27 protein-coding genes, 1 tRNA gene and 1 pseudogene are annotated in these 20927 nt (G+C 37.1%); 21 read left to right on the top strand and 8 right to left on the bottom strand.

The features are described from left to right. Positions 1-173: 173 nt before the first annotated feature. Genes QSH13_RS02560 through QSH13_RS02575 form a run of 4 tightly spaced genes read left to right on the top strand, consistent with a single transcriptional unit; the run spans position 174 to position 2386 of the window. The gene (locus QSH13_RS02560; RefSeq protein WP_063693270.1) at positions 174-449 is read left to right on the top strand and encodes a hypothetical protein; all 276 of its coding nucleotides are present in this window, start codon (positions 174-176) and stop codon (positions 447-449) included. After that, positions 446-700 (top strand): hypothetical protein, encoded by a 255-nt coding sequence (locus tag QSH13_RS02565; protein ID WP_063693267.1) that lies wholly within the window; start codon positions 446-448, stop codon positions 698-700. The genes QSH13_RS02560 and QSH13_RS02565 overlap by 4 nt, the downstream gene beginning before the upstream one ends. Then, the gene (locus tag QSH13_RS02570; RefSeq protein ID WP_161706502.1) at positions 697-1509 is read left to right on the top strand and encodes a PD-(D/E)XK nuclease-like domain-containing protein; all 813 of its coding nucleotides are present in this window, start codon (positions 697-699) and stop codon (positions 1507-1509) included. Before QSH13_RS02565 ends, QSH13_RS02570 begins: the two co-directional genes overlap by 4 nt. 1 nt (position 1510) lies before the next feature. Continuing rightward, complete coding sequence (locus QSH13_RS02575) at positions 1511-2386, top strand: RecT family recombinase (RefSeq protein ID WP_161706503.1); 876 nt, start codon at positions 1511-1513, stop codon at positions 2384-2386. Between the two features lie 138 nt (positions 2387-2524). On the opposite strand, the gene QSH13_RS02580 is transcribed toward QSH13_RS02575, so the two are convergent. Continuing rightward, positions 2525-2761 carry a hypothetical protein gene (locus QSH13_RS02580; protein ID WP_286038795.1) on the bottom strand — a complete coding sequence of 79 codons (237 nt, stop codon included), beginning with the start codon at positions 2759-2761 and terminating at the stop codon, positions 2525-2527. A gap of 124 nt (positions 2762-2885) precedes the next feature. Between QSH13_RS02580 and QSH13_RS02585 the strand changes: the two genes are divergently transcribed. From QSH13_RS02585 to QSH13_RS02620, 8 genes and pseudogenes are all read left to right on the top strand, one after another. Continuing rightward, positions 2886-3383 (top strand): ASCH domain-containing protein, encoded by a 498-nt coding sequence (locus QSH13_RS02585; protein WP_286038796.1) that lies wholly within the window; start codon positions 2886-2888, stop codon positions 3381-3383. A gap of 10 nt (positions 3384-3393) precedes the next feature. Further along, positions 3394-3549, top strand: a complete 156-nt coding sequence (locus tag QSH13_RS02590) for a hypothetical protein (protein WP_286038797.1) — start codon at positions 3394-3396, stop codon at positions 3547-3549. A 164-nt stretch (positions 3550-3713) separates the two neighbouring features. Continuing rightward, on the top strand, positions 3714-4079 hold the full coding sequence (locus QSH13_RS02595) for a DUF2528 family protein (RefSeq protein ID WP_198794165.1): 366 nt from the start codon (positions 3714-3716) through the stop codon (positions 4077-4079). A gap of 3 nt (positions 4080-4082) precedes the next feature. Continuing rightward, positions 4083-4427, top strand: a complete 345-nt coding sequence (locus QSH13_RS02600) for a phage protein NinX family protein (protein WP_286038798.1) — start codon at positions 4083-4085, stop codon at positions 4425-4427. Continuing rightward, positions 4424-4642: a hypothetical protein gene (locus QSH13_RS02605; RefSeq protein ID WP_286038799.1), complete on the top strand. Its 219-nt coding sequence runs from the start codon at positions 4424-4426 to the stop codon at positions 4640-4642. Before QSH13_RS02600 ends, QSH13_RS02605 begins: the two co-directional genes overlap by 4 nt. Next, a pseudogene (locus QSH13_RS02610) lies at positions 4632-5178 on the top strand (phage N-6-adenine-methyltransferase). Before QSH13_RS02605 ends, QSH13_RS02610 begins: the two are co-directional and overlap by 11 nt. 7 nt (positions 5179-5185) lie before the next feature. Beyond that, positions 5186-5392: a DUF4060 family protein gene (locus QSH13_RS02615; RefSeq protein WP_286038801.1), complete on the top strand. Its 207-nt coding sequence runs from the start codon at positions 5186-5188 to the stop codon at positions 5390-5392. Between the two features lie 204 nt (positions 5393-5596). Next, positions 5597-5803: a helix-turn-helix transcriptional regulator gene (locus tag QSH13_RS02620; RefSeq protein ID WP_161669813.1), complete on the top strand. Its 207-nt coding sequence runs from the start codon at positions 5597-5599 to the stop codon at positions 5801-5803. A gap of 3 nt (positions 5804-5806) precedes the next feature. Here the strand turns inward: QSH13_RS02620 and QSH13_RS02625 are convergent, their stop codons facing one another. Beyond that, positions 5807-6991, bottom strand: coding sequence for a tyrosine-type recombinase/integrase (locus QSH13_RS02625; protein ID WP_286038855.1), 1185 nt, complete (start codon positions 6989-6991; stop codon positions 5807-5809). A 165-nt stretch (positions 6992-7156) separates the two neighbouring features. Further along, positions 7157-7244: transfer RNA gene (locus QSH13_RS02630), tRNA-Ser, on the bottom strand. A gap of 182 nt (positions 7245-7426) precedes the next feature. On the opposite strand from QSH13_RS02630, the gene tusE reads away from it, so the two are divergent. Beyond that, the gene (gene tusE, locus QSH13_RS02635; RefSeq protein WP_006537349.1) at positions 7427-7756 is read left to right on the top strand and encodes a sulfurtransferase TusE; all 330 of its coding nucleotides are present in this window, start codon (positions 7427-7429) and stop codon (positions 7754-7756) included. A 34-nt stretch (positions 7757-7790) separates the two neighbouring features. On the opposite strand, the gene QSH13_RS02640 is transcribed toward tusE, so the two are convergent. Further along, the gene (locus tag QSH13_RS02640; RefSeq protein WP_109398211.1) at positions 7791-8072 is read right to left on the bottom strand and encodes an acylphosphatase; all 282 of its coding nucleotides are present in this window, start codon (positions 8070-8072) and stop codon (positions 7791-7793) included. A gap of 195 nt (positions 8073-8267) precedes the next feature. Here QSH13_RS02640 and hspQ point away from each other — a divergent pair, with 195 nt between their 5' ends. Next, entirely contained in the window at positions 8268-8588 is a 321-nt protein-coding gene (gene hspQ, locus QSH13_RS02645; protein ID WP_006537351.1) for a heat shock protein HspQ, read from the top strand. Positions 8589-8667: 79 nt separating this feature from the next. Here the strand turns inward: hspQ and QSH13_RS02650 are convergent, their stop codons facing one another. Then, positions 8668-9081: a CoA-binding protein gene (locus tag QSH13_RS02650; protein WP_109397986.1), complete on the bottom strand. Its 414-nt coding sequence runs from the start codon at positions 9079-9081 to the stop codon at positions 8668-8670. 137 nt (positions 9082-9218) lie between these two features. Between QSH13_RS02650 and QSH13_RS02655 the strand changes: the two genes are divergently transcribed. Continuing rightward, a complete protein-coding gene (locus tag QSH13_RS02655) occupies positions 9219-9677 on the top strand; it encodes a methylglyoxal synthase (protein WP_109397987.1) in 459 nt (152 codons plus the stop codon). A 2-nt stretch (positions 9678-9679) separates the two neighbouring features. Here QSH13_RS02655 and helD read toward each other — a convergent pair whose 3' ends face one another. Continuing rightward, positions 9680-11731, bottom strand: a complete 2052-nt coding sequence (gene helD, locus QSH13_RS02660; RefSeq protein ID WP_109397988.1) for a DNA helicase IV — start codon at positions 11729-11731, stop codon at positions 9680-9682. 114 nt (positions 11732-11845) lie between these two features. Here helD and yccS point away from each other — a divergent pair, with 114 nt between their 5' ends. Continuing rightward, positions 11846-14008: a YccS family putative transporter gene (gene yccS, locus QSH13_RS02665; RefSeq protein WP_235376051.1), complete on the top strand. Its 2163-nt coding sequence runs from the start codon at positions 11846-11848 to the stop codon at positions 14006-14008. A 69-nt stretch (positions 14009-14077) separates the two neighbouring features. Here yccS and QSH13_RS02670 read toward each other — a convergent pair whose 3' ends face one another. Beyond that, complete coding sequence (locus QSH13_RS02670) at positions 14078-14686, bottom strand: TfoX/Sxy family DNA transformation protein (RefSeq protein WP_109397990.1); 609 nt, start codon at positions 14684-14686, stop codon at positions 14078-14080. Positions 14687-14914: 228 nt separating this feature from the next. Here QSH13_RS02670 and sulA point away from each other — a divergent pair, with 228 nt between their 5' ends. Both sulA and ompA read left to right on the top strand, forming a co-directional pair. Beyond that, the gene (sulA, locus tag QSH13_RS02675; RefSeq protein ID WP_109397991.1) at positions 14915-15466 is read left to right on the top strand and encodes an SOS-induced cell division inhibitor SulA; all 552 of its coding nucleotides are present in this window, start codon (positions 14915-14917) and stop codon (positions 15464-15466) included. A 348-nt stretch (positions 15467-15814) separates the two neighbouring features. Beyond that, entirely contained in the window at positions 15815-16900 is a 1086-nt protein-coding gene (gene ompA / locus QSH13_RS02680; protein ID WP_109397992.1) for a porin OmpA, read from the top strand. A 207-nt stretch (positions 16901-17107) separates the two neighbouring features. On the opposite strand, the gene matP is transcribed toward ompA, so the two are convergent. Beyond that, the gene (gene matP, locus QSH13_RS02685; RefSeq protein ID WP_109397993.1) at positions 17108-17569 is read right to left on the bottom strand and encodes a macrodomain Ter protein MatP; all 462 of its coding nucleotides are present in this window, start codon (positions 17567-17569) and stop codon (positions 17108-17110) included. A gap of 362 nt (positions 17570-17931) precedes the next feature. Here matP and QSH13_RS02690 point away from each other — a divergent pair, with 362 nt between their 5' ends. From QSH13_RS02690 to QSH13_RS02700, 3 genes are all read left to right on the top strand, one after another. Next, positions 17932-19674, top strand: coding sequence for an AAA family ATPase (locus QSH13_RS02690; protein WP_286038802.1), 1743 nt, complete (start codon positions 17932-17934; stop codon positions 19672-19674). A gap of 83 nt (positions 19675-19757) precedes the next feature. Then, positions 19758-20276, top strand: coding sequence for a bifunctional 3-hydroxydecanoyl-ACP dehydratase/trans-2-decenoyl-ACP isomerase (gene fabA / locus QSH13_RS02695; protein WP_023581351.1), 519 nt, complete (start codon positions 19758-19760; stop codon positions 20274-20276). 373 nt (positions 20277-20649) lie between these two features. Then, a complete protein-coding gene (locus QSH13_RS02700) occupies positions 20650-20916 on the top strand; it encodes a YtcA family lipoprotein (protein WP_109397995.1) in 267 nt (88 codons plus the stop codon). The last annotated feature ends 11 nt before the right edge of the window (positions 20917-20927 follow it).

The following is a 20927-nucleotide window of genomic DNA, read 5'->3' on the forward strand; positions in this document are numbered from 1 at the left end:
GTAACAATGAAAACTAACTATTACAGCGCTATGCGTGATTGCATGGCGGTGCGTATCACTACGCCTTTTTTACAACTCGCACATCAAGCGGCAAGGATAGCCGTCTCAACCAATAACAAGGATGTCTGGCGGCTGGCGAGTCAACTACAGATGAGAGCTTATGGGAGGAAAGTATGTCACTGACTATACGTTACACCTATGCAGATATGACCAGTAGAAACCGAAATAATGGCACGGAAATAGCCTTTCAGAATCTTAACGATGTCCGCATTGAAACAGAATCATTCAGGGAACTTACTCAATATTACCAACCAGAGCCGTCAGAAGTCGTTGATTACATCATTAATCAGTATGACGCAAAGTCACTCGCAGCAGCTATTCATCTCTCAGGACGAGGAGAAGTAGTCGCAAAGATACTCAATGAGTTGTATTTCAGGAGGGTTGCGTGATTACCAACACCTACGGACTCAGAAACGACTGGTACGAACGCCAAATGGAACGAGAAGCGTTTGTTAATTCTCAGGAAGAGAAAATATCAGTTGATGAGGTTATGGATAGCCTGCCAGAAGAACTGTTATGTATGGATTTAGCAAGGAAGTTAAATCCGGTATTTGAAATTAGCCCCCAAGCGCTGGATGCGGTTTTAGACGGAATTAGAACAGCGATACAGATTGGGATAGATAAAGAGGTTTTAGGATGAAACCCGGTATCTATTATGACATTTCAAATGAGGACTATCACCATGGATTAGGGATCAGTAAATCTCAGTTGGACGATATAGCAAGAAGCCCTGCGTTTTATAAATGGAAGAAAAATGCACCATTAGACACGGAAAAGTTGAAGGCTTTAGATATGGGTACCGCCCTTCACTGCTTACTTTTAGAGCCAGATGAATTTTTAAATAGGTTCATCGAGGCTCCTGAATTTAACAGAAGGACGAAGGATGGTAAGCAGGAAGAAAAGGACTTTCTAAAAGAATGTGATGATTCAGGGAAGACCGTAATGGATTACGAACAGCATCGGAAGCTGAAAATAATGCGTGATAGTGTCCTCGCCCACCACGCGGCAAGGTATTTTCTTGAGGCTGACGGTTATAGCGAGGCGTCAATTTACTGGGAAGATGCAGACACGGAAGAATTATGCAGGATTAGACCAGACAAGTTTTTATCAAATCAGCCAGTAATTATCGATGTAAAAAAAGTAGCCGATATGAGTCGATTTGATCGTCACATCGAAGAGTTTCGCTATCACGTTCAGCATGCAATGTATCAGGAAGGTTATTTGCAACATTTTGGGGAGTCACCAATTTTCCTCTTTCTTGCTGTAAGCGAAACAATTGATTGTGGAAGATATCCAGTTCACGTCTTTGAGTTAGATTCAGAGGACGTTGATGTTGGGTTTAGTTTATTCAAACAAAATTTACATACTTTTCATGAGTGCCGTATCAATGATGACTGGGGCGGCATAGAACCTATATCACGCCCTGCGTGGGCTAAACGGAGGGATTAATATGTCTCAAGAAATAACAACTATCAATACAGAACATGAGGCTGACACATCAACCGCAATATTCAGCCCATCAGGATTACAAAAGCTTCAGGCATTTGCAGAGATTATGTCTCAAGGTGTTGCTACTGTTCCGAGACATTTAGCAGGCAAGCCAGCGGATTGTTTAGCTGTGGCGTTGCAGGCGGCTCAATGGCGAATGAATCCATATGCGGTAGCTCAAAAGACCCACTTAGTTAATGGCGTGCTCGGCTACGAGGCTCAGTTAGTCAACGCTGTTGTTACAAGTTCAAAAGCTGTTAATGGTCGATTTCATTACCGATATGGCGGTGATTGGGAGCGAATAACGGGAACAAAAGACAAGTCTGACGAAGCCGGGTTATTTGTTCAGGTTGGGGCCATTCTTCATGGTGAGGATGAAATCACATGGGGTGAGCCGCTTTATATGATTGATATCACCACCAGAAATTCACCGTTATGGAAAACAGCACCAAAGCAGCAGATTGCCTATCTAGCAGTTAAGTATTGGGCTCGCCTTTATTGCCCCGAAGTTATCCTCGGAGTTTACACTCCTGACGAATTTGATTCAGAGCCTAGAACGGCAAGAGATATAACGCCAAAAACAACAAAGCAGTCACTTAATAATTTGATTAACAACAAGCCACAAAATAATGATGAAGCAGAAAAGCCAGTCGATAAACGCACGCCCGATGAGTTGTTATCTGATTTCACTAACGCGGCAAGCAGTGCAAAAACAACTGATGAACTCGATAAGCTTTACAGATATGCAGGTAAATGGCTAGCCAATGAGTCTGATCTGCTCTCAAAGGCGACTGATGTTTATCAAATTCGCAAAGATGAATTAATGGTTGTTATTTAATGGATTTTTAATTTCAAGGATGAAATACACCCTACCCGTTTAACTAAAGGATATAACCATGAAAGCTACGGACAGCTTAATTTAACTCGCAGGGATGCAATGAAGAGGAATGAATGCCAATCCTTGGCAGATGCAAATTTAGATAAAGCTAGCTATAAACATGCCGAAAGGAGCTCTACTTACATAAGCCTGATTGTAAAAACCATTAGGCATTTTTATTTTAAGAGGAAGCTTGTTCTTTGCATGTACATTATAAATTGGCGGGAATTCGGAGTTATCATCCATTTTAAACGTTAAATTAGTATCACTAGATTCTCTAGCTATCAACTGATAATTCCTACCAAACACTTCTATTTCATAATATCGATTACTCATTTTTCTTCTTCCTCGTTAATGGTTAAAAATCGATCATACCACCAACAATTAAATAAATAAACCTTTTAAAACATGGCTTTACAGATTACATGTTTTGCTCACAAACATATCAATAGAGGTAATTATGAAAGACAGTATTAAATTCAACGATGCCATGTTATCGGCTGTCATGGATGGCAGAAAAACACAGACGCGCCGACCAATTGAGCCACAGCCTAAAGTAACCAAAGAAGAGTTACGAAACCTTAGTGCATGGCAAGAAGGTTACACACTATCAGAGCAAGTATGTGCAGCATGGCGACATGGATTTGTTGATGTTGATTGTCCGTATGGTGAAACTGGCGACATCATTAACATTACAGACAAGGACTGTAATATCAAAGGGAGAATTGAAATTACTGATGTTTGGGTTCAGCAGATTCAGGAGATATCACAAGATGATGCACACGCTGAAGGATTTGAGCTTACTGGGTGGCGACCTACTTATAGTGACCCAGACAGTGGCGGCGAGACATTCACACCATACGATAAATTCGCTGATGCATGGATAGATATTTACGGAGAAGATAGTTGGAATAATAACCAATGGGTGTGGGTAATTAAATTTAAAAAGGTGGAGTGAAAATAAAAAAATGAATGATAAATATAAAGCCGAACTAATTAACGGTAAACCAGTTATTTTATTAAATGGAAATATGATTGAGAAAGGATTTACTTCAATTGCAGATGCACAAGCAAATGCTGATAAATTAAATCAAGCATCAATAAAAAATAACCAAGTCGAATAAAATCAAACAACCATGCAAATAATCGGATATGTATTACTCATGCTAATACAGGGTTCTGCTGTGCCTGTAACGGAAGATATATACACGCAATCGGAATGCAATAAACGTGCTGAATATTTAATGTCAGTGAGGAATGTTGAAGTTGTTTGTGGAGAAATATACAGATGAGACAAATTAAAATAAGTTCTGGTTCGTGGCAAAAAAATTTAGAAATGGTTGTCACTGTTATCGATGAAGATAAATTTAAAAAATCATGTGAGCAAATTAATAAATTCTATTCTGGTGATGAATATAGAGCTGATATACACGGTAGCCATGAGAAAGCAGGTTTTGCAATGTTCTGTGCTGAGTGCTTCCAGCAAATAGCATTCAATAACTTTAAGGATGAAGAATGGCTTACCGAGCAATTCGACTGGTCTAAAGATAAAGGAATTGATGGTTATCCTTCGCTGGATGATATGGGGATTCGGATTGATGAAATAGAACCTTGGTTTATTGACTCTGACGATATAGAAATTACAGGATGGTAATCAATGAGTAAATACACCGAACTATCTGACTTCGAGATTAATAAAAAGGTTGCTTACTTAATTGGCGCCACTCCATTTCCATTCGGATCAACAGATTATCGTCGCTCCGCTGTTTCTGGTTGTGAAAGTGCAATAATTATTAGATCACCTCGTAAGGTTGGCTCATTCGACCCCTGCAATAACCCTACTGACGCAATGCCGATTATTATTGAGAATAAGATAGCAATGAACCCTAAAGATAACGTCTGGCAGTGTGGCTCGGGTTGGAATGTAGCTGAAAACAAAAATCCATATCGCGCAGCAATGGAATTATTTCTATTAATCAAGGATGCGGAGAGTAATCGATGAAACAAGTTCAAGCAATGACGACGCTAGTGTTAATTGATGGCGTTACATATCAAATAGCTCTACCTAAGCAATATGTCTCTCTTCAGGCAAAGCAGGCGTTAATGTTTGCTCAGGGTTTCGGTGGTGTAATTATCCCCTGTACGTTTACTCACATAAAGCCAATGGAAGCAGATGGATTGCCTTTTAATATAGGTGATAACAAGGATGAAAGCTGACTACGGAGGTAGCCACACACCAAAGGAATTGCGTGATAGATGGCAAACTCCACTACCTTTATTTACAGCATTGGACGCTGAATTTGGTTTCTATTTAGATGCCGCCGCCGATAAAAATAATGCACTCTGTTCTCATTACCTTACCGAAAAAGACAACTCGTTAAATTGCGACTGGGAAAGTTACGGTGCTATTTGGATTAATCCTCCCTATTCAGATATTCAGCCTTGGATTAACAAGGCCGCCGAACAATGTAAAAATCAATTACAATCCGTCGTAATGTTAATTCCTGCCGATACTTCTGTTGGCTGGTTTAATTCTGCATTAGAAACAGTTGATGAAGTGAGACTAATTACAGGAGGAAGAATATCTTTTATTAATGCAGGAACAAACAAACCCGTCAATGGAAACAATAAAAGGCTCAATGCTTTTAATATGGCGACCATATATCAAACCACGAAAGATAATTAATACTGTCGATAGAGACGAGTTAATTAATATCGGCAATAAAATATTAAATGAATGGAAAATAGCATAGGTGAATTATGGAAATCAGAATTCATGGTGAAGTCACGCCCATAGAAAGGATTGCTATTAATGAGGCATTGGAAGCCCATAAAAAGAAATATAATAGAACTGGAATAATCGTTAGTCACAAAATAAAGATAGGAAAGAATATCTACCCTGTGGAAATAGAGAACTGTCGTAAATCATATATGGTCACCTTGCGAAATAAAAGGCAAAGACTATGAATGCACAGGCAATGGAAAACGCACGAAGGCAAATAGCAAAGGAATGCTTAATCGAACTAAGAAGCCACGGAATACCCAACGACAAACTAACAACTCAGATCCTCGATAAATACACACCGAAGTTTAAGCCTCTAAATCACATGAACTATCAGGACAAGATGGTCCTATCGTATTACCTGCGGAAATTACAAAAGGAAGAGAAAGATGGAATATAAATTATTACGCTTGGATGAAGTTTTAGATAGAACGGGATATAGCAAGTCATGGACTTACAAATTAATAGATAAAGGAGAGTTTCCAAAGCAAGTTAAAATAGGCTCTCGTTCGGTTGCTTTTATTGAAAGTGAAATTAACGAATGGATAGAGCAACGAATTAATAACACTCGTTGCCCTGAAAAAACTATCAATTGAATTTTATTTCTTTTTACTTCTCAGCTCATCTATATAATCAGCATACCACTGCATCATCTCCCTTCGCCCCTCCAAATACAGCGCATGGTTATAAGTACCACGGATAGAGTTTTTATCAACATGAGCAAGTTGTAACTCTATCCACGCTGTATTAAATCCTTTCTCATGCAATATTGTGCTCATGGTGTGTCTAAAGCCGTGACCAGTAGCTCTGCCTCTATAGCCCATTCTACCAATCATTGTATTTATCGCCATTTCTGACAGGTGTTTCTTATGGTTAGTTCGGCTAGGAAAAATATACTGGTAATCGCCACTTATTGGCTGTATTTGACGCAGTAAAGAAATCACCTGATCTGACATTGGTACAACATGAACCCTCCCCGTCTTCATTATTTTTTCTGGTAGTTTCCATGTTCTACTTTCAAAGTCGATAAATGACCATTCTGATTTTCGTAACTCTCCTGGTCTTAAACCGGTAAGCATTAAAATATTTAAAGCAGTTCTAACGATCTGACTTCCTTGATACTTGTCTACCGAAGATAAAAACTCTGGTAATTCATCAGCCAATAAGTACGGATAGTTTTCTCGCTGATGCGGAATAAAAGCACTAGCTAGATCTGGGGCAGGATTATATTCAGCTCGTCCAGTTATGATGGCATATTTCCAAACCTCACCACAACGTTGCCTCACCTTCTTTAATTTCTCGGTAACACCACGTTTCTCCATTATCGAAAGCACTTCAAGCAATTCGAGAGGTTTAATCTCTGCTATTGGGCGATCTCCAATATATGGGAAAACATCATTTTCAAATGCTTCCATCATGTCATCGCGATAACCTTCAGACCATCGGTCTTTTCTTCCCTCATACCACTCTAGAGCAATGCTTTTAAACGTATTGCTTCCCTCGAATTTTGAATCCCTTTTCTTATCCTTCTTTATCTTGTTGGGATCAACACCATCAGATAACTGCCGTTTTGCGTCATCCCTTTTCTTTCTGGCCTCCGCGAGAGTTATAGCTGGGTAGACACCGATAGCTAAAACTTTCTCTTTGCCATCTATGCGGTATTTTAATCTCCAATATTTACTGCCTGATTTTGTAACTAATAGATATAAACCGCCTCCATCAAATAGTTTGTAGTCCTTTTCTTTTGGCTTACTGCTATCAACTTGCTTAACTGTTAGTTTCATATTGGGGGTATTAAATATTAAGGGGGTATAATGTTCCCCCATTTGTACCCCAAAAAAATGGAGCTTTCAAGAGACGTTAAGAGACTTCAGGAGACAGTGATTTAGTACGAAGGTTTGATTTTACTGGAATTGGGAGACTTCAGGAGACGCTAGAAGATGATGAGATGGCGGAGGAGGAGAGATTCGAACTCTCGGATGGTTTCCCATCGGCGGTTTTCAAGACCGCTGCCTTCAGCCGCTCGGCCACCCCTCCGCAATGGGGAGCAATATAAACACCTAAGCTTATGTTGTAAAGCCCTTATTGTACTGTTTGCCGTAAAATTAAACGCATTACAAGTCAATGGCTTAATTTATCAACGATTTATGGGTTCTACTTGGGTATTTTCCTTATTTTTGATAAATTAGCAGTATTATTTTTGATTGGTTGCTACGCACATGTTTGTATTTAACGGAAAAGAAATCGAGACAGATAGTCATGGTTATTTAAAAAATAGCAATGAGTGGAATGAAGATATGGTTCCAATATTAGCTGAATTAGAAGAAATTGAGCTAACAGAACAACATTGGGAAATCATTCGTTTTGTTCGACAGTTTTATTTAGAATTTAATACCTCCCCCGCTATTCGTATGTTAGTAAAAGCGCTTGCACAAAAATATGGCGATGAAAAAGGAAATAGCCGTTATCTTTATCGTTTGTTTCCAAAAGGCCCTGCAAAACAAGCTACAAAACTTGCTGGTTTACCAAAACCCGTTAAATGTATTTAATATTATCTTTAGATAAAAGATAATTAAAACAATATTACTCATAATGGTGGATTGAAAAATCTGCCATTTGTTCATATTCACAAGATGTCGCTGACCAGAATGTAATGTTAGCACTTCTTGGACCACCCGCTTCTAGCCAATCTTCAAATTCTTTTAATGCATTCTCTTCCGCGAAAGCCTTTACTCCCACACTACCGTCATCACGATTCCAAACATATCCCGTAATTGGTTGTTTTTTCATCCACTGATAAGTAAAAAAACGAAAACCAACACCTTGAACACGCCCTTGAATAATATATTCTCTACCTATTTTCATATACCCTTCTAACCACATTCTTCAAATAAAAATTCTGTCTAACTTATTGTCTTTTCTTTATACAATAGATAATCTGATTTTGTGAGGTTTTTATTCATAATGAAAGTTAAGGATTATATTTTTTTAACTCCTTGAAATTTCACTTTGTGCCCTCATATATATAACCAACAAGCAAGGCTATATGGAGGTGATACTATGATGACCGCCAGCAAATTTGGAATAGGACAGCAAGTTAGACATAAATTACTCGGCTACTTAGGCGTTGTTGTCGATGTGGATGCTGAATATTCCCTTGATCAACCTAATGAGGATGATATTGCATCTAATGTGACCTTGCGAGCAGCACCTTGGTACCATGTTGTGATGGAAGATGATGAGGGGCAACCCGTTCATACTTATCTTGCTGAAGCGCAGATAACCTATGAAGTTTCAGATGAACACTTAGATAATGACTCATTGGATGAGTTATCACAGTCAATTCGTAGCCAATTACAGGCTCCACGACTAAGAAATTAACCCAATTAATCTATATAACCAGTAATCTGAATGAAATGATAATCGCCGAATTTGTTTTCGGCGATTTTATTTTAGTGCATTACCAGGGAAGTCCATGCGCTTCAATTTCTTTTTTAGGACAACGATCCATTACCACTCGTAACCCTGAATTTTCAGCTAAATCTTTCGCTTCTTCATTGATAACACCAATCTGCAACCATAATACTTTGGCATTAATTGCAATTGCTTCTTGCGCAATTTCTAGTGCGACGTCAGATTGACGAAAAACATCCACCATATCAACCGTAACAGGAATATCTTTTAATGAGGCATAACATTGCTGCCCCAATAAGGTTTGTCCTAACATGCCTGGATTGACAGGAATAACATCATAGCCTTGTTCTAATAGGAATTTCATGACTTTATAGCTTGGGCGATCTTCTTTATTACTCGCACCAATAAGCGCAATGGTTTTAACGCTTCTTAAAATGTCATAAATGTCTGAATCCACCATTTATCTACTCCGTTCATCATGAAGATTGAAAATATTATGATACATCATAGTATCTTGATCTGTTCATAGCTTATGAGATAAAAAAAAGGTATTTTGAAAACTGAAACAATTACTATATTTATTTTTAAAGGTATCAAATGGAACAAATTGACCGCACGCTCTTAAAAGAAAAAAATATCGCGCTTGTTGCCCATGATCACTGTAAAACCTCATTACTGGAATGGGTTGAAAATAATCGTGAACAACTCTCTCTACACAAGTTATTTGCAACAGGAACAACTGGTAACTTAATTAATCACCATACTGGTCTTAATGTTACCCAAATGCTAAGTGGTCCAATGGGGGGCGACCAACAAATAGGCGCCATGATCGCTGAAAAGAAAATTGATATTATGATTTTCTTTTGGGATCCATTAAATGCAGTTCCACACGACCCTGATGTTAAAGCTCTTCTACGCTTAGCTACGGTCTGGAACATCCCAGTTGCAACGAATCGCGCTACTGCAAACTTTTTGATTTCATCACCTCTCTTTTCACAAGAATCTACAATTAAAATTCCAGATTACGAAGGTTATTTAAAAGAGAGATTAAAATAATCCTAAGGTTTTCGCTGTAGAGGAACACCTTGAGATTTTAGTTCTGAAACAAAACAAGATGGCTGTTGTTTATTAAATAATAGCCATACTTGTTTTTTGGCTCTTGTTAAAGCGACATACATTAAACGTCGTTCTTCTGCATTAGGATAATCTTCAACACTTGGCAGTAATGCCAATTCAATAATCGATTCTCTTGCGGGTGCGGGAAAAGCATCTTTACCTTCTTGTAAACCTAAAATAATAACGTAATCTGCCTGTTGCCCTTTTGAAGCATGAAAAGTCATAAACTGTAGATTTAATTTAGGCCAGCGTGTTTTCGCTTTTTTTAATAATTCTGGTTTTAAATAGTGATAACGAGCGAGTAAAAGAATAGTTTCATTCTCTTCTACATAACCACTCATTTTATTTAGTAAATTTTCAAGTTGATCGTCAGATAACAGTACAACAGACTTTTTATTACCTTTCACTAAACTATTTAAAGGTTTAGATAATTGAGCTGGATTTTGCTGAATAAACGTATTGGCAACATTTCCTATCGTGTCATTAAAACGATAAGTCGTATCTAATGCGCATTCAGCCCCTTCACCAAAAGCGTGATGGAAAGAAGTCGTTAATAATAATTCTGCACCACTAAAACGATAAATGGCTTGCCAATCATCTCCTACTGCAAATAGAGATGTTTGTTTATTTTGCTGTTTTAATGCGGTTAATAATGAAGCTCTTAATGGTGAAATATCTTGAAACTCATCAACAAGAATATGTTTCCATGGGCTAATAAAACGCCCTTTTTCAATAAGGTTAATAGCTTGATGTAATAAGCCTGAAAAATCGATCGCATCTTCTTCTTTTAATGCTGTTTTCCAAGCTTTTAATAATGGCGATAATAATTTTAAATGATTTTTAAAGGATTCGGTATATTCGGGATCTACACTTTCAATCAGAGATTTTTGGCTACCACCTTGCATCCTTAATAGACCAACCCAACGCTCTAATCTTACAGCAACTTGGTTTTCTAATTTTTTATCATGCCAAAACTCACCATCAGGGATATCCCATTCAAACTCTTGGGATAACCACTCTCGCCACCCTTTTGCTTGTGCTTTTTTCTGTTGACACTGATCTCGCCACTCACCTAATAATAAAGCTCTTCTTTTTTCACTATTTATTTCAAGCTCACTAATTTTAGGTTGTTTTTTTGTCGCTTGTTGAATAATGGATAATGCCAGTGCATGAAACGTCTTTGCCATAATATCGTTATTTAAACGACTAGAAAGCCTTTCATTCATTTCTTGTGCAGCTTTACGCCCAAAAGCAAGTAATAAAATTTGCTCGGGTTGCGCTAATTGACGACGTAATAACCATCCCGCTCTGGCAACTAATACCGATGTTTTACCACTTCCTGCACCAGCGAGAACAAGAATGTTTTCTTCTCCATTAATTACGGCACGACACTGTGATTCATTTAATGGCGATGATTCAATCGTATTAAAAAATTCCGCATGCTCATTTAATATTTGAGTTACCCAGACAGAATTTTCTTTATTAATAAGCGCTTCACCTTGCTTTAGCCACTCTAAACATTGCTGATAAAGAGTCTGACAATTGTCAAATTGAATAAGGCGTTCAAGAGGTAGGGGAATAGCAGAAAAACTTTCTTTTATAGATTGTTGAATTTCATTAAGTTTAGACTTTTTTATCCATCTATTTGATTGCGTGATTTCATTAATATTATGGAGTTGCTTCTCAAGCACTTGAGCACTTATTTCGCTCATTTCTTTGCTCCAATTTTGCCATGATTGATAAAGATAACGATAAAACTGTTGAGTTTCTTCCCAGTCTGTTCCATGTAGTCGAACAACTTTATCTTCAGGCAATAAAAATTCTAACTCCCCCCACACAATCCCTTTTTTACAGAAAATATTAATCAATTCGTTAAAAGGAATTAAATACTGATGTTTTTCACCACTGACTTCAATGCCTGCATTTAACAATTTGACTCTATTATAAGGATGTTGTGCTAAACGTTGTCCCATCGGGGTGGATTTCAATTCCATACGTAATTCCTGCAATAAATAACAAATAGTCTGTCGTTAAGCTCTTTTTAATCGGTGATAAACCCTATATTCTAAGAGGTAATTATCTTCATCTTGTTTATTTAAGGGCTTTTTGTGTTCACTTTGCTAAATGGCGCCCGCCGATTTATCTATAATAGCCACTTTTTATATTATATTCGCATAATAATCGCGCTTACAGGAACGACTTTGTTTCCTTGGATTTTAGGGCAAGAGCCTAAATACACAATTCCTCTAACTTTAGGCGTGGTTGCGGCTGCATTAACTGACTTAGATGATAGGCTTGTTGGTCGTTTAAAAAACCTTGTTATCACTTTATGCTGTTTTCTTCTTGCTTCAGCATCTATAGGATTGCTTTATCCCTATCCTATTTTATTCTTTTGTGGTTTAGCTATTTCTACTTGGGGGTTTATTTTATTGGGTGCTCTAGGGCAACGGTACGCAACTATTGCTTTTGGTGCTTTATTAATCGCGATTTATACCATGCTCGGTATGCCTATTTTCCCAGAATGGTATGAACAACCCGTTTTATTGTTATTAGGCGCTATTTGGTATAACTCTTTAACGTTAATTGGTCACTTATTATTCCCAATTCGCCCAGTTCAGGACAATTTAACTCGCTGCTACCAACAACTCGCAACTTATCTTGAAGCTAAAGCGACATTATTTGATCCCGATATCGAAGATGACTATCAACATTCGCTTTATAATTTAGCAATGGCAAATAGCCAATTAATTGACACGATGAACCAAACTAAAGTTACATTATTAAGTCGGTTAAAAGGTGATAGAGGCCAACGTAGTAGTCGTTTCACACTTCATTACTATTTCGTTGCTCAAGATATTCATGAGCGAGCAAGTTCGTCACATGCTCAATACCAGCTATTAAGTAATGAATTACGGCATAGCGATGTGTTATTTCGTTTTCAACGTTTACTTTCGATGCAGGCACGAGCTTGTGAACAAGTTGCACAATCTATTCTTTGGCATAAAAAATATCAGCATAATCCTTCATTAGAACGCGCTATAAATTATCTAGAGAATGCATTAAATCATTTAAAAAATACGACCTCAGAACCACAATTAATAACACCTTTAAATAATTTACTACAAAACCTTCAAGGCATTGATGCACTTTTACGAAGTATCAGTACAGAGCAATACCAAATATCCCATGACCAAAAAGAAGAAACGCAACTTTCTGATGATGGTTTAACTGGATGGCGCGATATTGCACTAAGAATAAAAGAGCACCTCACGCCTAAATCAGCGCTTTTTAGACATGCTGTTAGGATGTCACTGGTGTTATGTATTGGCTATGCCATTATTCAATTTTTCCAATTGGATAGAGGCTATTGGATATTATTGACCAGCCTATTTGTTTGCCAACCCAACTATAATGCTACTCGCCGGCGTCTTACCTTACGTGTGAGTGGTACTATTATTGGTATTTTAATTGGCTTCCCTATTTTATATTTTGTGCCTTCGATTGAAGGACAACTCGTTTTAATTGTAATAACTGGTACGCTCTTTTTCGCATTTAGAACCATACAATACGCACATGCCACACTATTTATTACTTTATTGGTTTTATTAAGTTTCAATTTGCTTGGTGAAGGTTATGATGTTGCCCTTCCTCGTATTATCGATACCTTAATTGGTTGCGCCATAGCATGGTTTGCTGTCAGCTTTATTTGGCCTGACTGGAAATTCCGTCAACTACCTATTGTCATTCAAAAAACAATGACAAATAACTGCTACTATCTTGATGCCATACTTATTCAGTATTACCAAGGAAAAGATAATAGCTTGAGTTATCGAATTGCTCGTCGAAATGCTCATAGTAGTGATGGTGAATTAGCATCCCTGATCTCAAATATGTCATCAGAACCCAAAAGTTATCAATCATCCCAAGAAGTGGCTTTTCAGTTATTGTGTTTAAATCATACCTTACTCAGTTATATTTCTGCACTTGGCGTTCATCGTTCAAAAATAGAAGATGAGAATGTACTCACGTTACTTAATGATACCGTGTGTTATATCGATTCGGCTTTACGTCGTAAAACGCCACAAATCAAAGAATTTAAGCAATCTCATGTAGAATTAATTGAAAGGATCAATCTATTACCTAATGCAGATAATCCTCGCATTCAATTAGTACTCACTCAAATCCGATTACTATTGGATTTACTACCACAAATTATTAGCTGTATCCAAATTATTGAGCAAAGCGAATCAAAAAAACTGCCTCAATCTTAACCTCTTATTGACGTTATTTTCTCTAATTCCCATAAGCATATTAGAGAAAATAACCGTCATATTTTTATCTTATTGGAAAGATAATTCGTTATACCAATCTAATAACTCCATTTTAAGTTGGCTTGGTAATACAGAACGATGGCATCCGATGATAGCTCCGGCCAATGAAAGCAAAAGTTCACTATTTTTCAAATTGTGACTATGCATTAATTTTAAATAACACGCTTTAGCACCGATTAAACGCAACTCTTCAACTTGATTAATGCCAATTTGATTCAATCTTTTTTCTAATATCACACCTAGATTAGGTAAATCTTTTATTCTGCAAGGCTTTTTTCGTTGTCCTAAATATTCTTGAATACTGTAGTGATATGACATATCAATATATTGATCTAGTTTTTGCTGATTCGTCCATAATGAATCCGTTATATGGTAATAACGCAATATAATAGGAATTCCTTTTTTCATATAAGTATAGGAACTCATTTTTGTTGCCTTATAGAGCGTTTCTAAAAAGCCACTCCCCTTTAAATAAAACTCATTATTAGATGTGATAGCAAACATAACATCATCAATCATTAAGCTAACACCACCAAATTGAGACTTTGTTGTTAACTCTCCATATTGTGCAATACGCGATAACAAATGAGCCTTCCTTTGCTCAGGTAAAAATAACATTGAAACTCCAAAACAAACTTTAAGATTTAATTTTATCTTTGAATTCAAAAACATGCATAAGACATTACAAGAAAGACAATAAATAAATTCCTTTTTATTGCCAATAGTTAACAACTTAAAAATAGAAATTTACATGAAATTTGAGAGGAACTTTCAAAAAATGAGCTTGATTTAAGCAAAATATAGATATACTGTATATTCATACAGTACATATGGAACGAGGTATATATGAAACTCTCAACATCATCTCCGACAAGACAGAACGCCATTCTCCAAGAGATCTCAAATGAGGTATTACCTCTATCTATCCCCTCCACAATGGCGACTGACGATAGCAATAATAAACAAGGCATGGTGAGTGAACTTCTCTACCAAAATCCACTCGTCATTAATCACATCCTTTTACCGTTACTGAAACAGTATAGTCATGAATCACGTTGGTTATTGTGGTTAAACCCACAACAAAAGCTAAACCGTACTTGGTTAAAAAATGCAGGCTTACCACTTAACAAAATAATCCAGTTAAATCATGTGAATATGATAACTACGGTTGATTTAATGGAAAAAGCACTGGTGAGTGGTAATTACAGTGTAGTACTCGGCTGGTTACCAGAAATATCGTCAGAAGAGATGAAACGATTAGAATCTGCTGCCAGTAAAGGAAAAACCCTCGGGTTTATTATGCGACAGCAAATTAACACGAATATCCATTTAGAAAGTAGCAATACCTCTAAACGACATTTGAATTCTGTAAAAATTCATTCAATTCACTACCATTAGTGAAATTTAAGAGTTTTCCTAATACTCAAAACACCCTTGTATCATTTAAGATAAGTCAAATGTATTTATAACCTAAATCATATAGTTACAATAAATTTAACAAAAATACAGAATCTTTCCCATTGTGGAATAATGCAGATCTTTTTAAAATTTTAAGTCGAATTTTAAAGGATTACTTGTAACTTTTTAAGTTCATTGTAGACTTTATGTCGTTAAGGTTATGCTTTAAATCCCATTTTTTGGGATCATCATTTGATGAAAGTATTGGATTCCTAACAATAATTTAACCAAGGGCAAATAATAAGGCTTAAAGCCAAATGCCTAACTTGGATGATAACGAGGCGTAAAATGAAAAAGACAGCTATCGCATTAGCAGTGGCAGTGGCAGCTTTCGCAACTGCAGCGCAAGCAGCTCCAAAAGACAATACCTGGTATACTGGTGGTAAATTAGGTTGGTCTCAATACCAAGGTACTAGCAACCAATGGGGTGATGTATCTATCGGTAACGGTAATACTCATAAAGACCAATTAGGTGCTGGTGCATTTGCTGGTTATCAATACAACCAATACTTAGGTTTTGAGCTGGGTTATGACTGGTTAGGTCGTATGACTTACAAAGGTTCATACAACAACGGTGCTTTCAAAGCTCAAGGTATCCAGTTAACTACTAAATTAAGCTATCCAGTAATGGAAGACTTAGACGTTTATACTCGTTTAGGTGGTATGGTATGGCGTGCAGATTCTTCTGCAACTGTTAATGCAACTTCAGCGGATACTCAAAGACGTTTCTCTGAAAATGATACTGGCGTTTCTCCAGTATTCGCATTAGGTACTGAATACGCGATCACTCCAAACATCGCTACTCGTGTTGAATATCAGTGGATCAACAACATCGGTGATAAAGGTACTCTGAATGCTCGTCCAGACAACGGCATGCTGAGTGTTGGTGTTGCTTACCGCTTCAACCAAGAAACTCCAGCTCCAGTTGTAGCTCCAGCGCCAGTTGTAGCTCCAGCGCCAGTTGTTGAGAACAAAACCTTTACTCTGCGTTCAGACGTTCTGTTCAACTTCAACAAATCTACTCTGAAAGCTGAAGGTCAAGAAGCTCTGAATGGTCTGTACGCTGAACTGGCTAACATCGACCCAACTCAAGGCCGTGTAGTCGTTATCGGTTACACTGACCGTATTGGTTCACAAAACTACAACCTGCCTCTGTCAGAAAAACGTGCTCAATCTGTAGTTGATTACCTAGTTTCTAAAGGTATCCCTGCAAACAGCATCTCTGCAGAAGGTCGTGGTAAAGAAAACCCAGTTACTGGCAACACATGTGACAACGTTAAAGCTCGTTCAGCTCTGATCGATTGCTTAGCACCAGACCGTCGTGTTGAGATCGAAATCCAAGGTACAACTGAAGTTGTTGTTCCTGCTAAATAATTCAAATAGTAGAATAATCTACTGTTGATGAATTCAAAACCCTGCCACTGGCAGGGTTTTTCTTTTATGGAGATAAAATTAGGTAAAAATCTAAAGGTAAGAACGTTTTCGAAAAGGTACAAGGTATGAAATATGACAATAAAAACAGAGAACAAAAACCGCTATAACAATAAACGGTCGAAACCAGTAAGAGAAAATTAATTTAACTTATTTTTCTTTATCACGTACTAGTAACTCAATAAGCCCATCTTTTAAACTATGCACTTTTAATGCATATTGCTCTTTTCTCTCAGCGTCTTCAATTAATTGCACTATTGTTTCTGATAATGTTATTCCTCTGCGTTGTGATAATGCAGATAAACGTTGCCAAACTTTAAACGTTAAATCGATTGATTTTTTGCGTGTGTGTTGATGCTCAGCATTAAAATAACGTTTTCTACGAGCTCGAATAGTTTGCTTCATCCGATTAGATAAGTCAGGATTCATATGCAAATCTATCCACTCTAAAACTTTTAATGGTTGCGATTCAAGAAGCAACAATTGCTCAACAACTTCATCCGCAGCACTTTTTTCTATATAACGGGTAATTAATTCACCTTCACGGTGTTTTTTTACTAGATAGGCCCATTTCCAACCACATTCTAGGTTCTCTAATTGTTGATATTTCATACAACCCCCGTGACAACGTAACTATATACTAGCATATCAACAATTTTACAAAAATACTTCCACAGAACCGAAATTTTTTGACTATTTTATAAACGAAGTTATTTTAGATAATCTTTCTTATCAATTAATAACAAGCCTTGATAAGGGATAGTTTTCTGGGCACGTTATGATAGAATCGAGCGTCGCTATCATAAAACCTTAATGGCCAATTTTATTAACTCGTCATTATAAGGTCATAGCGATACATATTCCCTGCCTATGCAGTTGATGACAGTTAAAGAACCGTCTTATTGCAGGATAGATATCAATTTATACGATATCTAATTATCTCTTTTCACTAACCAATAATAAAAACGGTAACCTTGAAAAACAACGAATTAGAATGGCAGGCGTTACGTCCTGATTACGCCTCCTACCAAACTTTCTTTCAAACAGCATCTCAATTACCTGCATCTCTACTTCGTGAGGTTCAACCTCGCCTGTATGAAAGCCTGCAATGGTTAAACAATGCAGATTCAGGACAGTTTATGCTGTTAAAAGCGGATGATTCAACTGCTTACTTTGATATGCTGACAGACACACTAATGCAATCAGGGATCAAAACTGATCCTGTTGTTGGTAGTTATCAAGCAGAAACCAATAAAATCGATTGGCAAGAAAATGTACAAGGTGCATTTTCATCATCAGAATCTATTACTTGCTGCCAATGGATAGAGCCAGAACAACTCTTTGGCTCATTCTATTGCCATAAAGATGAAGTGACCCTCAGCCCCGGCTTATTGCATAAAGTAAATGGTGGCATCTTAGTCCTCTCTATAAAGTCTTTACTTACACAACCACTCATGTGGTTCCGCCTTAAAAAAATGGTTGAAGAACAGCGTTTTGAGTGGCTAGTTTGGAATGACAATCAATCTCTGCCTTTACCTATTGAGAGTATGCCACTCAATCTTCGCGTTATTTTAGTAGGTGATAGACTTAGTCTTGAAGAGCTTGAATTTATGGAGCCGGAGCTAAGTAGTACTGCTTTATATGGTGAATATGAATACGACATGTATTTAGAGAACGAAAAAACTCTTTCTCAATGGTGTGGTTTTGTAAACTCACTGTGCCAAAAATATCACCTACCTTCTTTATCTGCGGATGCTTGGGAAGTTTTGCTAACACAAGCAGCAAGACAACATGAAGATCAACTAATACTGAGCCTAGATTTAGAATGGATCTTACGCCAGCTTCGTTATGCAATGCGTTTTAATCATGATGCTTCTTTAAATGCTGATGCATTAAAAAAAGCAGAAGAAAATCGCCTATGGCGACACAGTTATTTGTTAGAACGCAGTCGTGATGAGATTTTACAAGATCAAGTTATGATACAAACAGAAGGTGAAGCTATTGGTCAAATCAATGGGCTTTCTGTTTTAGATTACCCTGGATATCCTGATTTAATCGGAGAACCGACTCGCATTACCTGCGTTGCACATATAGGTGATGGTGAGTTTACGGATGTTGAGCGAAAAGCCGAGCTTGGTGGCAATCTTCACGCGAAAGGCATGATGATTATGCAAGCTTACTTAAACTCAGAATTGCGTTTAGACCAACCTCAGCCATTTAGCACTTCGATTGTTTTTGAGCAATCATATGGTGAGGTTGATGGTGATAGCGCCTCTTTGGCTGAATTATGTGCTTTTATTAGCACACTGGCACAACAGCCTATTGATCAGCAAATTGCTGTTACAGGCGCCGTCGATCAATTTGGCCAAGTTCAACCGATTGGTGGCGTAAACCAGAAAATTGAAGGCTTCTTTGATATCTGCCAACAAAGAGGATTAACAGGTGCGCAAGGCGTAATTATTCCTCTCGCCAATATTCGTCACCTTGTACTTAACGAGAATGTGCAACAAGCAGTAAAAGAGGAAAAATTTCATATTTGGCCTGTCACACATGTAGCGGAAGCCATAACGTTACTAACTCGTCAGCCATATTATGAAGAGCAATGTGAACCAGAACAATCAGACTCACACTTGTTAGCTGTTATTCATGATCGTATAACACTTGCAAATAATCAAGATAGACCTAAATTACCTTGGTTCTTACGTCTATTCAGATAATTCTGTTTCAAGTGATCGGAGTTGTTCAGCGTACAAGTGTAAGCTATTCTGTTGTCTTACACTTGATAAAGGCTATATAGACAATGGTTGATAAACGCGAATCTTATTCTAAAGAAGACCTCATTGCTTCAGGCCGTGGTGAATTATTTGGCCAAGATGGCCCACCACTGCCATCTGGTAATATGCTAATGATGGATCGCATCATTAAAATGACAGAAGATGGCGGCACCCATAATAAAGGCTTTATCGAAGCAGAATTCGATATCAAGCCAGATTTATGGTTCTTTGATTGCCATTTCGTCAATGATCCTGTTATGCCTGGTTGCTTAGGCCTAGATGCCATGTGGCAACTTGTTGGCTTCTATCTTGGCTGGCTTGGTGGCGAAGGTAAAGGTCGAGCACTTGGTGTTGGTGAAGTAAAATTCACAGGACAAATATTACCGACAGCAAAAAAAGTTACCTATAAAATTGATTTCAAACGTGTTATCAATCGTAAACTGATTATGGGTATTGCTGATGGCGAAGTGTATGTTGATGGTAAGCTGATTTATGAAGCAAAAGACTTAAAAGTTGGCTTATTTAAAGATACAACTGCATTCTAAATCGACAGTAACTCATAAACAAAAGCCTACTCTATACTCTTTTTAAGATTAGGCTTTTTTATTTCTGTTATAAAAATAAAATCTCTTCTCATCTATTTTTCATCCTATCTATCATATTGAAAACTTGCCTTTCCAAAAAAGCATAGTGATAACATTTTGATTACGTGAGTAATTTAATCTTATTCATATCATAACTCCGAATTTCATCTATTCTTTGTTTTTATATCAAAGATAAATTTAACATTTAAAAGTTAAACAAAGACTATAAATTTAGCTTATTGTTATATTTTTAAATAATTTTTGTGCAATAATGAATAATATTACTTATTTTAATAAGCCATTTTTATGCGTCATTATTAGAAAATAGGATGTTATGAATAATATAAAAAAATTAGTAGCAACTGTATTAATGATATTATTCCTTACAGGATGCTCACCTGCCCCTTCCATTGTATTATTTGGTGCATCATTTCCTGATTGGTTATTATGTTCTGCTATTGGCGTTTTAGGAATGATTATCATTCATATCATACTATCCAAAACTAAAGGACACTTCTTTTTGTACCCTGTTATTATTGTATATCCTTGCGTTACAGCATTAATTTCAATGTTAACTTGGTTATTATTTTTTCCTAAGTAAAAAGGACTAGA

This window comes from Proteus faecis (assembly GCF_030286765.1).
In the GTDB taxonomy this organism is placed as follows: domain Bacteria; phylum Pseudomonadota; class Gammaproteobacteria; order Enterobacterales; family Enterobacteriaceae; genus Proteus; species Proteus faecis.

Bases quoted from the DNA above. Each gene is read 5' to 3' on its own strand.
- QSH13_RS02600 (WP_286038798.1), top strand. From the start codon at position 4,083: ATGAGTAAATACACCGAACTATCTGACTTCGAGATTAATAAAAAGGTT.
- QSH13_RS02655 (WP_109397987.1), top strand. From the start codon at position 9,219: ATGGAACAAATTGACCGCACGCTCTTAAAAGAAAAAAATATCGCGCTT.
- QSH13_RS02595 (WP_198794165.1), top strand. From the start codon at position 3,714: ATGAGACAAATTAAAATAAGTTCTGGTTCGTGGCAAAAAAATTTAGAA.
- matP (WP_109397993.1), bottom strand. From the start codon at position 17,569: ATGAAATATCAACAATTAGAGAACCTAGAATGTGGTTGGAAATGGGCC.
- QSH13_RS02650 (WP_109397986.1), bottom strand. From the start codon at position 9,081: ATGGTGGATTCAGACATTTATGACATTTTAAGAAGCGTTAAAACCATT.
- QSH13_RS02580 (WP_286038795.1), bottom strand. From the start codon at position 2,761: ATGAGTAATCGATATTATGAAATAGAAGTGTTTGGTAGGAATTATCAG.
- sulA (WP_109397991.1), top strand. From the start codon at position 14,915: ATGAAACTCTCAACATCATCTCCGACAAGACAGAACGCCATTCTCCAA.
- QSH13_RS02615 (WP_286038801.1), top strand. From the start codon at position 5,186: ATGGAAATCAGAATTCATGGTGAAGTCACGCCCATAGAAAGGATTGCT.
- QSH13_RS02670 (WP_109397990.1), bottom strand. From the start codon at position 14,686: ATGTTATTTTTACCTGAGCAAAGGAAGGCTCATTTGTTATCGCGTATT.
- hspQ (WP_006537351.1), top strand. From the start codon at position 8,268: ATGATGACCGCCAGCAAATTTGGAATAGGACAGCAAGTTAGACATAAA.
- helD (WP_109397988.1), bottom strand. From the start codon at position 11,731: ATGGAATTGAAATCCACCCCGATGGGACAACGTTTAGCACAACATCCT.
- QSH13_RS02625 (WP_286038855.1), bottom strand. From the start codon at position 6,991: ATGAAACTAACAGTTAAGCAAGTTGATAGCAGTAAGCCAAAAGAAAAG.
- QSH13_RS02605 (WP_286038799.1), top strand. From the start codon at position 4,424: ATGAAACAAGTTCAAGCAATGACGACGCTAGTGTTAATTGATGGCGTT.
- QSH13_RS02585 (WP_286038796.1), top strand. From the start codon at position 2,886: ATGAAAGACAGTATTAAATTCAACGATGCCATGTTATCGGCTGTCATG.
- ompA (WP_109397992.1), top strand. From the start codon at position 15,815: ATGAAAAAGACAGCTATCGCATTAGCAGTGGCAGTGGCAGCTTTCGCA.
- QSH13_RS02700 (WP_109397995.1), top strand. From the start codon at position 20,650: ATGAATAATATAAAAAAATTAGTAGCAACTGTATTAATGATATTATTC.
- QSH13_RS02590 (WP_286038797.1), top strand. From the start codon at position 3,394: ATGAATGATAAATATAAAGCCGAACTAATTAACGGTAAACCAGTTATT.
- QSH13_RS02570 (WP_161706502.1), top strand. From the start codon at position 697: ATGAAACCCGGTATCTATTATGACATTTCAAATGAGGACTATCACCAT.
- tusE (WP_006537349.1), top strand. From the start codon at position 7,427: ATGTTTGTATTTAACGGAAAAGAAATCGAGACAGATAGTCATGGTTAT.
- QSH13_RS02560 (WP_063693270.1), top strand. From the start codon at position 174: ATGTCACTGACTATACGTTACACCTATGCAGATATGACCAGTAGAAAC.
- fabA (WP_023581351.1), top strand. From the start codon at position 19,758: ATGGTTGATAAACGCGAATCTTATTCTAAAGAAGACCTCATTGCTTCA.
- QSH13_RS02640 (WP_109398211.1), bottom strand. From the start codon at position 8,072: ATGAAAATAGGTAGAGAATATATTATTCAAGGGCGTGTTCAAGGTGTT.
- QSH13_RS02575 (WP_161706503.1), top strand. From the start codon at position 1,511: ATGTCTCAAGAAATAACAACTATCAATACAGAACATGAGGCTGACACA.
- QSH13_RS02620 (WP_161669813.1), top strand. From the start codon at position 5,597: ATGGAATATAAATTATTACGCTTGGATGAAGTTTTAGATAGAACGGGA.